The sequence below is a fragment of the Streptomyces griseiscabiei genome (assembly GCF_020010925.1).
GTDB classification, from domain to species: domain Bacteria; phylum Actinomycetota; class Actinomycetes; order Streptomycetales; family Streptomycetaceae; genus Streptomyces; species Streptomyces griseiscabiei.
Genome location: NZ_JAGJBZ010000001.1, coordinates 1679465 through 1692555, shown reverse-complemented (window position 1 = coordinate 1692555; position 13091 = coordinate 1679465). Strand labels below are relative to the sequence as shown.

Below are 13091 nucleotides of genomic sequence, written 5' to 3'. Positions count from 1 at the left end.
TGGCTGGACTGGACTGGACCTGACTTCGGTCGGGAGGACGTGGACTGCCTGCTGCCCGATCTGGACGAGGACGAGGGCCCGAGCCACCGCTGCGAGGTCGACCTGGTGCCGCCTGAGCAGGCCAACGGCCGTGGCTGCCGCTGCTCCGGCGGTCAGGGCCAGGGCCCGGCCATCGGTGGTGAAGGCCCACTGTTGCCGAGCTCTGCCAGGGCGCCATAGTTGACCGAGAGCCGTCCTGATCGCCGAGGTACGACCACGTCCGTCAAGGCGCCCAGGCCTCGTGACGTCGTCCGGCGGGCACTGGGCCCGGCTCCCCGGGGCTTCTCCGATTACGCCCCGACATCGCCGTTCGGAGGGGCAGTCTGGAACGTCTGGCCTCCCCTGGGCTTCGGGAAAGCGGCCCGTTCGATCGCCGGGCGGCCGGCACCACATGAGTCCCTGCCCTCACTGAGCGGCCTCGCAGTGGGGGCAGGGTTTCTGCCTCCGGGTCAGCTGCTGGAGTGACTGTCTCCCTGGAACACACCCCGGTCCCGGACGTGTTCCCAGCCGGTGATGCTGGCGTTCTGCGATCCGAAGCCCTTGAGACTGCGGGTGCTGGAGAAGGTCGTCCGGTTAGGGGCGGGCCTCTCGCCCGGGCAGTGCTGGTTGATCTCCTGGTCGGTCAGCGTCTTGTAGTGCAGTGACACGAATCCGCGGTCCGGGTCCTCGACCTTGATCTGGTAACCCTTGTCGTACCAGTAGTAGTGGCCGAAGAAACGGCTCGGGAAGTGCAGTTCCCAGTCGCCCTCGGCGATCTGCAGACCGGTGCCGCGAGTGACCCAGACCTTGGTGAAGGGGGCCATGTCCTGGTCGTAGGTCTCGGACCAGGTGTGGGACTTCTCGAAGGTCCTGCCGAGCGTTTCGGTGATCGAGATGGAGGCGGTCTCGAGCAGCGACTCGGACAGACTCAGGGAGATCTGGGCGTTCGTGGACTGGGACGTGGTCTCGGAGTAGGTCCATGAGCGGTGGACCTTGGCCCCGCAGTTGAACGTCGTGGAACCGACCTGGTGCTCGGAGCCGACTCCCTCCTCCAGCGACGACGGGGTGAACTTGCAGTAGTCCGCCTTGTGGCACTGCGAGAGCAGTTGCTGCTCGGTGGGGACGGTCTCAGCGCTGGCGCTGGTCGCGGTGACGATCAGTACAGCGGCTGCCGCGGCCGATACGCCCGCGAAGGTCCTCCGGCTCACGCGGCCGTATCGGGATGTGGCAGAAGGGGGTCGCTTCACTGGTCGCTCCGTACTTTGGTGGGGTCGCTGAGGAACCTCAGCGCGATACGCGGTTGTTCTCGCCCACGAGCACGCGCGCGGTCGTCCTCAATGAAGAGGGGACACACGGCTTCCGCCGACCGATACATGACCGAGCCTGCATCATGGGAGGTTGTTCACCGAGTTCTTTCACCAGCGGAAACAACCAGTTCAGGAGAGTGATGGCCCCTGCCTCGCACTCCGGGCGAGATCTCCGCTCTCAGGTGTCGCAGACCTTGCCGAGAGGGATGTCGGACCCGTAGGTGTCCCGCTGCGCCTGGGTGACTTCCGCATCGCCGATGCGAGCACAGACCCGGGTGAGCGCTCTGGTGATGTCGACGGGGTAGCGCTGGAATGGAACGTAATCACTGCCGGCGTACAGGGTCGTGCTGTCGGGGCTGAAAGCGAGGGTGTCGATGGGGTCACCGGGGGTGGTGAGCAGGCCGCCGAGGGGTTGTCGCGTGGAGGTGTCCCAGAGTTGCAGCTCACCCCCGTCACCGGCGACGGCGAGGGTACGGCGGTCGGGGCTCAGCGCGAGTGCGCGGACGCCTTCGCGGACATAGTCGAGCGGGGCGGGGAAGACGTTGTGCAGGATGCCCGCGCGACGGCGCACGTCGCCGTCCCAGAGGGCGACGCGTCCGGTCGAGTCACCTGCGGCGAGCAGCGAACCGTCCTGGGCGAAGGCAAGGGCGCCGATCTCACCGTTCTCGACGAGGGTGTGCGCGACGACAGGGCCGGCCGGGAGGCGGGCGACTCGATTGTCGCCGACGAGAAGTCGGCCGTCGGGGCGGACGGCCCAGTGCCCTCCGGTCGGCTCACCGAGCAGCGGGGTCCTGCGCCCGCGTGCCGTGTCCCACACCTCGGACGTCGGGTTTTCGCTGCTTGTGATGCGGCTGACGTAGAGGGCGCGGGCGCCGGGACCCAGCGAGAGGGAGTCCGGTGCTCCGTCGGTGGCGGACGGCGCCGCCAGATCGAGTACGGTGCGGGCCCGGTCCCGGCGGAGGTCCCACACCGTGAAGTGTTCGGGTGCGTCGGCCATGGCGGGCACGGCGAGGCCGTACGCGAAGTCGTGGCCGTCGGGGGAGAAGGCCATCAGTGGAAGGACGTCCGGTCCCTTCGGGCCCGTGAGGGCGGCGACGGGCGGCGGAAGCGGCGGGGTCGGCAGTGTGCGGACCACGTGCCCGTCCCGGGTGTCGAGCAACCGGAAGGTGTGGCGGCTGCCCGAGTGATCGGCGAGGGCCAGGGTCCGCCCGTCCGGGCTGAGGAGCGTGGCATCCACCGGTTGCTCGCGCCAAGCCGTGGTCAGGGCTTTGGAGAGGTCCACGGAGTGAACGGTGCCGTCCTCCAGATAGCGCAGGAGGTGTCGGCCGCTGTCCCAGACCGGGGCGCCGGAGAGGTTCGCGTTGTTCAAGGGGTAGCGGAAGACCGGTGCGGCAGGGGCGGACAGGCGCCACACCTTGATCTGGGTGTCGTCGGCGGTCGCGAGGAAGGCCCCGTCGTCGCTCAGGGAGGCATACCGCACGTCGTGGTCGTCGAGCTCTGCGACCTGGCGTCCCGACCCGGTGTCCCAAACGAGGACTCCGGTCGGGGTGACGGCGGCCAGCCGCGTCGTACCGTCGAACAGCAGCGTCACATAGCCGTCCTCGTCGCAGAGGGCGCCGGCGTGTTCCCAGGCACCGGCCAGCGTGCGGTGCCGCGTCGTGTCCCAGACCAGCGGGGCGCGTCCGGCAGGACAGTCCGCCACGACGTGTCCGTCCGCGCTCAGCGCCGCGTTCGCCGGAGCGGCGCGGGTCGTGAACCGGGGCCTGCCGTCCGTCGAGGAGCGCACCTGGATCTGGCCGCTGTCCCTGTTCGTGACCAGGTGGTCGTGTCGGCCCACGACGACGTTCACGGCTTCGGACGCGGGCAGCGCGGCGCCGGTCCAGTGCCCGGTCGCCGTGTCCCACAGACGTGTGCGCCGCTTCCCCGCCAGGGCGAGCAGCCGGCCGTCCGGACCGACCGAGAGGACCTGTCCGTCCGGCAGCCGGCCGGTGGCCTTGCGGCGGTGCGTGACGACGTCCCAGGTCCGCCAGGTCCGGTCGTCGATGCTGAGCAGGGTTCGTCCGGAGTCGGTGAGGAACCGCTGGGGGCGGTCACCGGGTGCCGGGTCGGTGAGCGCGTCCTGCTCGGGCTGGACGAGGGCACCGAGCAGGGCCCGGCGTGTCTCGGGCAGGGGAGCGACGCGCCAAGCGGCGATGCCGAGCAGCATCGCCGTACGGGGATCGGTTGTGCGCAGGGAGTCGGCGACGTCGGCGATACGACGCGCCGACTCGTCTGTGCGCTCCCTGACGTTGTCCTGATGTTGCCGCCAAGCGGCCAGACCGGCGACCAGCGCCACTGCCAGCAGGGTCGAGAGCGCGGCGGTGAATGTTCTGGCCCGACGGGAGGAGCGGGCTGCGGCTTGTCGTTCCGTCGCACGGACCTCGCACGCGGCGCTGAGGAACTCCTGTTCCACCTGGGTCAGCGCCTGGTCGTGCGCGTGAGCCGGAAACAACTCCCGCGCGCGATCCAGCCGGGTGCCCCGGTACAGCGTCCCGGGATCGCGGTCGTGCTCCAGCCAGGTGCGCGCGGCCTCGGTCAGCGCCCGGTGATGGCGAAGGAGTTCGCGGTCCTCCTCGATCCAGCCGTGTAGCCGGGGCCAGCAGGTGATCAACGCCTCGTGGGCGAGGTGGACGCCTTCCTCGTCGACGCTCAGCAGGCGGGCGCCGACCAGTCGTTCCACGATCGGCGGTGTGTCGGGGTCGGCGCATTCCAGCTGCTCGGCCGGGGGGAGCGGGCGGCCGGTGTCGGCGGTGCCCCGTCCCGGCTCGATCATCCGGAGCAGCAGTCGGCGGGCAGTTCGCCGTCGGCTCTCGTCGAGTTGCCCGTATGCCTCCTCGGCGGTGGCCGCGACAGCGCCGCGTAGCCCTCCTGCCGCCTCGTACGCCGTGAGGGTCAGCATCCGGCCGCGACGGCGCCGCCACGTTTCCAGGAGCGCGTGCGACAGCATCGGCAGTGCGTTGGGCTGATCCAGGACCTCGTCGACGATCTTCGCGGTCAGTTCCCGTTCGACCAGCAGACCGGCCGCCTGGGCCGGCCTGGTCACCACCTCACGAAGTTCCTCCGCCTTCATCGGCCCGACCAGCAGGGACGCCTTCGGTAGTGCGTCGGCGAGGTCCCGGTGCTCGGCGCACCGAACGTAGAAATCCGCGCGTACGGCGATCAGTACCCGCAGTCGGCTTCCGGGGGTGCGGGCCGCCAGCAGCAGCTCGACGAACCGGGCCCGTTCCGCCTCGTCCCGGCACAGGGTGAACAACTCCTCGAACTGGTCCACCACCACCCAGCTCTCCGGGTCTCCCTCCCCAGGCGTCAGCAGGTGCCCGAACCGGGCGACGGGGCGGTCCCCCGGGGTGAGGATCCGCAGCACGGCCGGGCGGCCCCGTTCCGCGATCTTCCGCTGCATCAGGGGTATCAGCCCGGCCCGCAGCAGCGAGGACTTGCCGCTGCCGGAAGCGCCGAACACCGCGGCGAACCGATGCTCGCAGACCAGTTCCTGCAACTCGGCCACCAGCCGGTCCCGCCCGAAGAACAGCTCGCTGTCACCGGGTTCGAAGCGGGCCAGCCCGCGGTACGGGGGCTCCGCGTCCTCGTCGTCCCGTGCCTCACCGGCGACCGCTGCCTGGGCCTCCTTCCAGCGGGCCTCCCATTCGCCGAGGTCACCCCCGCACGCGCGGACATAACCCAGTACGACGGCGAGGGACGGCAGGCGCTCCCCGGCCGTCGCCTTCGACAAGGTCGCTATGGAGAAGCCGGCGTCTACGGCCATGTCCCGGTACGGGCGGCTCCCGCCGACGCGGCGCACTTCCCTCAGTTCGGAGGCGAAGCGCTGCACCGGACCGGCCGCCGGGTCGAGTGCTCTTTCCGGACGTCCCACCGACTCACCTTTCCAGCGTGCTCGGCACGTCCGTGAAAGCGGTTTCTCAATGGGGGAAACATATGCTTCGTGGTGATCAGCCGGAAAGCTTTCCTCGCGGAATGTGGCATTGGTGACAGTTCTCGGACGATCGTGGAACGAGGGAACCGGTGCGCGTCCTGGCAGACGAACACGGCCGCCTACGGGGACATGCCCGTCGGCGGCCGTGTTCTCGGGAAACCCGGGGTCAGAACGCGAGGTTCGGGTTGAAAGAGGGGATGACGTTCGCGTTGGCCGCCGTGTTCACGCTCTTCCTGGCTGTTTCCAGGCCGTTCTTAAAGTGGCTGCCGAAGTCCTGGAGAGGGAAGTTGGCGCCGTCGGCGCTGGTGCCCGCGGTCGGTCCGGACCAGTCGAAGGTCCACAGCTTGTTGAAGGCCTTCGGGTGACTTGCCTTCATCTTGTCCATGGCGATCAGGTCGGGCGCGTCCCACTGCTTGCTGCCCCAGGCCTGCGGAACCTGTCCGGCGTTGGCGAGGACGAAGTCGTGGGTCGTCGCACCGTCCAGGTGGTAGACGACCCTGACGTGGTTGCCGTCATGGTTGGTCTGGCTGAACGCCTTCGTCTGGTATCCGCTGTGCTGGGAGACGGACACGTACGAGGGCGTCTCGGCGCCGCGCTTCTGCCAGACGACGACCTTCTCCCAGTCGTGGCGGTGGCCGGTGAGGCCGCCGGTGCCCTGGTCCTTCTCGAAGTACAGGGCGTACATGTACGCGCACCAGTTGGCGTCGCACGCCGAGCGGACGTAGGTGTTGGCCTGGCCCAGGTGGTCGGTGTGGCAGCCGCCGGCGGTGGAGCCGGTCGTGTTGAGTCCGCCGTTGAGGGTGCCGTTCGCGTCGACGGCGGTGGCCGGGTAGCAGCTGTTCTGCGTGTAGTCGAAGAACGGCTGGTACTTGCTCTGGAAGGCGGAGGCCTGCGCGTTCAACGGCTGCAGGATCTGGGCGGACGCACTGCCTGCGATACCGACGGCCAGGGCGGCGGCGCTGCCCGCGACCAGTGCGGCCTTGCGGAAGCGGGACGCAGTCGTCTTTTTGTCTGCCTTGAACATGCTCGGTCTCTCCCATTGGTCGGTGGGGCCGCATCTGTGCGGATCCGGCTCGGTGCAACGACGATGGCAACCGCGATGTTGTTTCGCATGTCCCATTTGTCATCGGAAACAATCCCGCTGATCCGGTGCGCGCTTCGTCTGTCACCCGGGCAGGGCGTGGAAGAAGGGCGAGCACAGCGGCATACGGGATGGGAGTTTGCCACCGCCGTGCGCGCCGCATCCTCGATCGGTGGCCTCGGCGTAGCTCGCCCCGAAGGGCGTACAGCGGTACGTCGAGACGGTCAGAGGCATGTCGAGACGGTCGGCATGGTGCGGTCGCAGGCTCGGGGAGCGGGCGAGCACGTAGTGCTTGTGGGCGTCCAGGACGGCGACGTGGACGCAGAATCGGGTCGACCAGTGACGCTCCCACGCGGCCGATCGGTGAGATGCCGGTGTCGACTCATTCGTGTACGACCCGCTGTCGGCGAGGTGTCCGAAGTGTGCGCGGTGATGGCGCTCGGCCGGCCAAGCCCGCGTCCACCAGGACGCCCAGCAGGCCCGCGCTGGTGACGGTGTACGGCAAGCTCAGAGCGTCGGGCGGGCAGGGCTGGAGCACCGAAGGACCGTCCGGGACGTGGAATGCGTAGCGGCCGCGAGCTGGTACAGGATCAGGGTGCTCTCGGAGCGGCTGCCCAGCCCTACTCCGCGCCGGGCTGGGCATGCTCAGCCCGGTGGAATACGAACTCCGCACTCCGGCTGTAGCCTGAAACCAGGCAACTCGACTTCACCCGGCTCGGGACAGTCCGCGGACTCTACGAAACTCGGGGAAGCTCGCATCGGCATATGCGTTGATGCGTTGAAAGAAGCGGAGTCTGGCTCCTCTGCGGTTGCAGGGGGTCTGCAACTGCCCGATGGCTGAGACCAAGAGCTTCGTACTTTGCTGCGCATTGCGGAGTGCTTCCACCGATGGGCTGTGCAGGTGGTCGCCCTGCGTCACGCGAGCCCATATGAGCGCGGTTGCCGCAGCTCGCGTCAGTGAAGACTCCACGTCAGTAAGGCGGACCAGGCCTACCGTGAGTGCAGCAAGGTCCTCGACAGGGATCTGCCAGGTACTCAGCGTCTGACGACGAGCAGCGAAATCCACGTGGAGTGCGGAATTATCCAGTTCCCGAGCGACGGCCTCGACCGCCGTGTCGAGCAGCGGCCAGAGGCCACCGGGCAACAGGCTTCGCTTGAGTACGGTCAGACTGCGTTGGGCAGTGGCCCAAGGTATTCCCAGGATCTCGGCGCATCGCGGCCAGGTTCCGCCACCGGCCATTTCGACGAGCTTGAGGGATGCTACTCGGCGTAGATGGCGTGGCTTCCAAACATCCATGGGGTCCCAGAGAGACGTCAGATCGCCGAAATGCGCTTCGATCCAAATTTCCGGCAAAAGAGCGGGGACATGCTCGATTCCGAATTGGCACTGGCGTGAGGGCACGTGCTGTCTGGCGCGGTGGCCACCAGCACGGTTGAAGCCAAGGGATCGCTGGGCCAGGGCCCTTGATAAGTCTGGGGAGACGTCCATGCGTCGGAAGGCGGCGCTGATGTTCGGCTGGTTGCGCGAGAAGGCGGCGCTGGCGAGCGGCTGGATCCGCTCGCGAAGAGCCGGACTTTCCTGGCCCTGGTCGGCGAGCAGCGTGTCAGCGGTCAGCAGCAGTGCTCCGCTCTCAGCTGGTTCGTTGGGAGCTGCCCATGCATTACGGACGCGCCTGCCCGGGCTGCGGTCCTCGCGGAGGGCATTCCAGGTGGCAACGTGGCGGGCAACAAGATCTGCGGCGGTGCTCGAAGGGGCGAAACGTGCACTGTCGGGCCAGCTGAGCCGGATGAGTTGAGCGGCGGCGATCAAGTCGGAAAAGAAATGTTGCTCTGAGGTTGAGTAGTTGTCGCTGGTCGGGTGCGAGTGTTTGGTGGGCGTCAGATGCCAGTCGATGCGTCGTTGCAGGGCGAGCATCATGACAAGGTCGCTGTCCGGTTGCTCGGCTGCACAGGCCGTCTGGTCGAGTCGCGCTGCACACAGCGGTGTCCGGATGTCGGCACCGACCGGGCCGGACGCGAGGAGATGGCGGCACTGAGCCGGGTGCAGTCCACCGATCGTGCGCTGTGTGATGAGCCCTTGCCGCTCGGTGTTCGAGGGCCGGTACGGATGACCCCCACACTGCGGACATCCCTGCTCCAGGAGACGGCTGTGGGTGGTGCACGCGAAGGAGACCGGGATATGCCAGCGCAGTCTCCACTGGCCGCCATACATGTTCTGGATGGTGCTCCCGTCCCCGGCCAGGCAGTTGGGGCAGTAGCGGCTGGACAGGTTGAAGGCCCAGGTGCGTCGGGCAGAGGCCATGTTGCGGCTGCCGCCCAGCCGCATCGTGGCCAGCGGCGGGTAGGAGGCGGCCATGGCTGACAGAGTGAGCGAGTCAGCTTCGCCCTTGCGTAGAGACGCAGCTGCCTCGAGAACCGCGGTGGACTCTGCGGGCAAGGTGATCAAGTACTCCGCGGGCAGTCGGTGTTGGTGACGGCTCAGCCCGCACAGCGCAGCGATCCTGGCCGGTGAGCGATCCAGCCGGTAGGCCAGACGCAGGAGCAGACCTGGCAGGGACTCTTCCGGCAGGGGGGCGAGACTCCGTGCCAGTGGACGTGTCGTCAATGGGTCGGATCTTGGTGTGGCACGGCAGTCTGAATGGCCCAGGTCGGCACTTCAATTCGCATGTCAGCTCCTTCGCCGCGGACTATGGCGAGCCAGGCAGTCGTAGGCCGCGATCCGACGATTCAGAGCCACGTATGACGGACTGCGTTGATTCCTGTTCGCGAGGGGCCCTGCCTCTTCGGCCAGTCGGTAGGAAAAGTGCGAAGTGGATTGGCGATGCGTCACCGTCGGGCTGCGAAGGTACTGGCCGAACGAGTTCCCTCGCATCATTCGCAAAGCCGGAAGGATTCCCACGTAACGGCGCAGACCGAAGTCCTGGACCTGAGAGACGGAAAGACGTGTCATGTGGGCGAACTCGGTGGCGGTCTCCGCGAGCAGTTCGAGCAGGAGATCGGCGCAGTCGGTAGGCCAGGCGGAGCAAGATCCCGAGCGAGGACTCCTCCTGCAGTGGTTCCCGTTCCGGGCCAATACACCGCGCTGCACGCGGGTCACCCCGCCGAGCCGGCGGCAGCCGGACCGTCGTCGTCGAACACGGTGATGCGGCCGGTGGGCTTCTTCTTCGGCGTGGGGTCGTGGCGCGGGATGTTGGGCTGTTCGCCGGAATCGGCGTCGAGGTCGGGCATATCGTCGGGGGTGACGGTGAACTGGTTGAGCAGGTCCTTGGTCAGGTATTCGCTCTTGTCCTCCATGGCACGGCGGCAGCCGTGCTGCACGAGCTTCTCCAAAATGCCGACCACGCCCTTGGTGCGGTTGAACAGGTACTCGGGCATGTCACCTTGGGTGAGCATGCTGGCGGTGTTGGTCAGCAACCGCAACTCGCCTTCCAGACGCCGGAGATGGACCATCCAGGCCTCCATCTCTGCAGGCGTGGCGTACCTGAACGGGCCGAGGTCGACGACCTGGAAGCGGCGTTCGTGCTGGGTGGCGGCGTGGTCGTTTGGACTGCGGCCGATATCCTCGACCGGCTTGTAGATCCACTCCTGTGTCTTGGGATCGCGGCGGCCTTCGCGCAGCAGGCCCGAAGTGGGGATGCCGACGCCGACGAGGATGAGTGTGACGGGCATGCTCATCATTTCGCGGATCAGGTCGAGAACGTCCTGGTCGGCTTCGCGGTGGAGCTTGAGGCGGGTGATGTCGTCGATAACGAGTGCCTTGGTGGCGTGCTCGACGACCGCAGTCTTGACGGTGCGTACGAGGTCTTCCAGGCGCATGCCCTTGTAGTCCTCGCCGTAGAAGTCCAGGATCCGCTGGCAGGTGGAGATGGGAGTGGCCTTGACCGGGCAGCGTACATAGGCGACGGGGGCGACCAGGTCGCGGGTGCCGGGCATGGCGTCGGGGTTCGCGTAGTTGTTGAGGGCCAGCCACTCCTCCTGGAAGCAGGCCAGGGCCTCGCAGATCGTCTCGGTCTTGCCCTGGGCGCCGTCGCCGTTGACCATGATGCCGCCGCGGGTCCCGGCCTTGTGGCTGAAGGCGCCGTCCTCGACGCGGGCGAGCACCGCATGGGCGACGCGTTCGCTCATGGGGGTGGCCTGGATAGGCAGGGAACTGTGTGTCGCGAGGCGGTGCAGGTCGTGGATGCGCTTTTGGCGCTTCGAGAGGCGGGCGTACTCCTGGGCCGTGAGGATCGGTGCCGGGACGAAAGCTTTGCGGGTCTCGCACCATCGGTTCCAGCCTTCGAAGGTGGTGCGGTCCACCGCCGGGCCGGGAAGAAACGACAGCGGGTTCTGCTTCGAGGTCACTGGCTGGCCTCTTCCTCGGCCTCGCCGGCCGTGATGGTGGCGTCGTCATCATCGAAGTCGTCATCCGGCAGCGCCAACAAGCTTGAAGCGCGTAGCCGTTCGGAAAGATCGGGGGTTGTGGGCAACTGGTCGGGGACCGCGGCTTCACGGCGGCGCCGGCGTTCGTTGTTCACCGCATCGTGTACTTGCTGGGCGCGGTCCTTCGGACGCAGAGGTACGACCTTGGCATCGAGGGAAGCGGCCCGCGCCGAGGGAACAGAGGCGGGCTGCGCCGGTGGTTCCTTCTTGACCGCGTTCGCGGGGCGGTCTGCGGCCGCCGAGGCCGCCTGGGCGACTTCACGTGCGTGCTCGGTGCGCTGTCGCTTGGAGAGCTGGGTGGGCCATTTCTCGACCGGGATGTTGCCGCCGATCAACTTAAGTAGCACCGGCAGGAGTTCGGTGTCCGCCTTCGGCGCCAGGCCCCTCTTGCGGAGTTCCCGCATGGCCTCACGCACGCGAGCGTCACTGAAGGCGGGCACCTCGCCCTCCTCGGGCAGGCCCGTCCAGCGCAGTGTGTGCCAGTCGTGCGTATTCGGGTCCTGGAAAAACACGAAACACGGGTCGCGAGGGTCACGGTGGATGACGTACTTGTTCTTGTTCTTCCCGCCGCGCCGGGACAGCTCGGCGCGGTAGGGATCCAGGGCCGCCCCGTCGTACCAGAGGTTCTTGATCTTCACGCCTCGCTTGCCGTGGATCATGACTTTATGTCGCGGCAGGAGCTGGTAGTAGAGCTCGGCGGGCGGAATCCGCAGGGCGAAGCCGCCCTGGGACATCGCCGCCGCGAACAGGCTGTTTGGACTGTGGTCGCCGCGCGGGTCCCAGCTCGGGGCGTACGAGCCGAACCGGCGGTTCTGCCAGGTCTCGACTACCCAGGTGGCGATGAGGTGTTCCATCTCCGTCACGGTCAGACAGGCGTCGGCCTCCGGGTCCACACCTCGGTCGGCGACGTCTGTGCCCTGGTAGCCGAGCAGGAGGGCGAACAGCAGCGACCTGATGGCGCCGAACGTCCGCTCCACGGAGTGCTTGTCGGTCGGCCGCAGGACGCGACTGGGTTTGATGTTCGCCTTGATGACCCGCTGCACCTCGACCAGGTGGTGGTTGCGGTAGACGGAGCCGTGATCGGTGGTGACCGTCTCGGGAGGGAAGAACGGCAGTCCGGCGACCTCGTACCCAGCGAACTCCGCGACCACCGTGTTGGGGACGCCGGGGTAGGCCCACTCCACGTCGTTGCCCCAGTCCGGGCGCATCGGCAGCGGCATCATCATGTCCCGCAGCACCATCGCCACATCGATCGAGCTGTCGGACACGAGGCTGAGCCGGAACGCGACGATCGAGCGTGTGTAGACGTCCAGGGCCAGCGTCAGATACACGGACACCGGGTCGCCGAACACGTTGTCCAGCACCTTCACCGGCAATACGGTGCTGTCCAGCGCCACCACCTGGCCGGGCCGGTGCACCACGATGTGCCGGCCGGTCGCGTACTGCTTCGCCTTCGCCGCCGAGCGTGCGTAGCGCTGCCGCGCTCCGTTGGAGCCGAACCACTCCTTCCAGATGGCCCGCAGGGTGTCGTAACCGGGGATCTCCACCCGCGGAGCGTCAGCGGGATCAGTGTCAGTGGGCTCAGCATCCGCAGAGTCGAACACCTCGCGCACGTACTGGTGGATGAGACGTTCTTTGTCCCGCATGGTCAGCTTCGAGCGGCGATCCGATGATTCGGCATAAACCGCGAACAATGCCTCGCGCACTTCGGGGGAGATCGTGTGCCCGGTCGCTTCCCGCAGCCACCGATCGTCCGCGACGCCGACTGGACCGTACTTCGCCCGCGCGGTGTCCCAGCGGACCAGCGTGCGCAGGCTCGCCCGGTGCAGCCCGTTCGCCTTCGCCTGTGCGGGAGCTTCAGCTGCGGCTTTCCGTAACTCCCCTACTTTCGCCAGGCGGCGATGGGTCAGCGTCGTGGTGTCTGGGTCGTACTGCGGCCGCGGTTCATGCGGCAGCGCGTCGAGCGGGTCGCCGCTGCGAAAGCCCGTCTCGACCTCCCGCAGGTGCTCCATCCGGAGCGTGACGATCGTGCGTTCGTACTCCTCCAGGTCGTCCATCGCCTTGGGCTGCCGCCCCCGGTCCGCGGCCGGCAGGTCCGTGCGCGTCCGGGTGGAGGGGCGGCAATCCCGGCGATGGATCAGTTCGCTCAGCGAGGTCTTCCACGTCTCGCCGTCGTCGTCGACGAGCGTGACCCGGCCGAGGTGGGGCAGGCAGGACCGGATCCGCCACGCGCTGCCGCTGATGATCAGTTCGGTGCCCGGCTCCAGCTTCCACATGGGATCTACAGCGGTGC

7 protein-coding genes are annotated in these 13091 nt (G+C 67.6%); all 7 read right to left on the bottom strand.

From position 1 onward, the window contains the following. Positions 1-488: 488 nt before the first annotated feature. A complete protein-coding gene (locus J8M51_RS07365) occupies positions 489-1226 on the bottom strand; it encodes a hypothetical protein (protein ID WP_086755018.1) in 738 nt (245 codons plus the stop codon). Positions 1227-1503: 277 nt separating this feature from the next. Beyond that, positions 1504-5235 carry a WD40 repeat domain-containing protein gene (locus J8M51_RS07360; protein ID WP_086755017.1) on the bottom strand — a complete coding sequence of 1244 codons (3732 nt, stop codon included), beginning with the start codon at positions 5233-5235 and terminating at the stop codon, positions 1504-1506. Between the two features lie 226 nt (positions 5236-5461). Continuing rightward, the gene (locus J8M51_RS07355; protein WP_086755016.1) at positions 5462-6319 is read right to left on the bottom strand and encodes an NPP1 family protein; all 858 of its coding nucleotides are present in this window, start codon (positions 6317-6319) and stop codon (positions 5462-5464) included. 141 nt (positions 6320-6460) lie between these two features. Further along, entirely contained in the window at positions 6461-6610 is a 150-nt protein-coding gene (locus J8M51_RS07350; protein ID WP_179203028.1) for a hypothetical protein, read from the bottom strand. Between the two features lie 472 nt (positions 6611-7082). Further along, positions 7083-8981 (bottom strand): TniQ family protein, encoded by a 1899-nt coding sequence (locus J8M51_RS07345; protein ID WP_179203027.1) that lies wholly within the window; start codon positions 8979-8981, stop codon positions 7083-7085. Between the two features lie 488 nt (positions 8982-9469). Next, positions 9470-10720 carry an AAA family ATPase gene (locus tag J8M51_RS07340; RefSeq protein ID WP_086755014.1) on the bottom strand — a complete coding sequence of 417 codons (1251 nt, stop codon included), beginning with the start codon at positions 10718-10720 and terminating at the stop codon, positions 9470-9472. Then, the gene (locus J8M51_RS07335; protein ID WP_086755013.1) at positions 10717-13074 is read right to left on the bottom strand and encodes a transposase; all 2358 of its coding nucleotides are present in this window, start codon (positions 13072-13074) and stop codon (positions 10717-10719) included. Before J8M51_RS07335 ends, J8M51_RS07340 begins: the two co-directional genes overlap by 4 nt. Between the last annotated feature and the right edge of the window lie 17 nt (positions 13075-13091).

Excerpts from the sequence above, each read along its gene's own strand:
- J8M51_RS07355 (WP_086755016.1), bottom strand. The coding sequence starts at position 6,319 with ATGTTCAAGGCAGACAAAAAGACGACTGCGTCCCGCTTCCGCAAGGCC.
- J8M51_RS07350 (WP_179203028.1), bottom strand. The coding sequence starts at position 6,610 with ATGCCTCTGACCGTCTCGACGTACCGCTGTACGCCCTTCGGGGCGAGC.
- J8M51_RS07335 (WP_086755013.1), bottom strand. The coding sequence starts at position 13,074 with ATGTGGAAGCTGGAGCCGGGCACCGAACTGATCATCAGCGGCAGCGCG.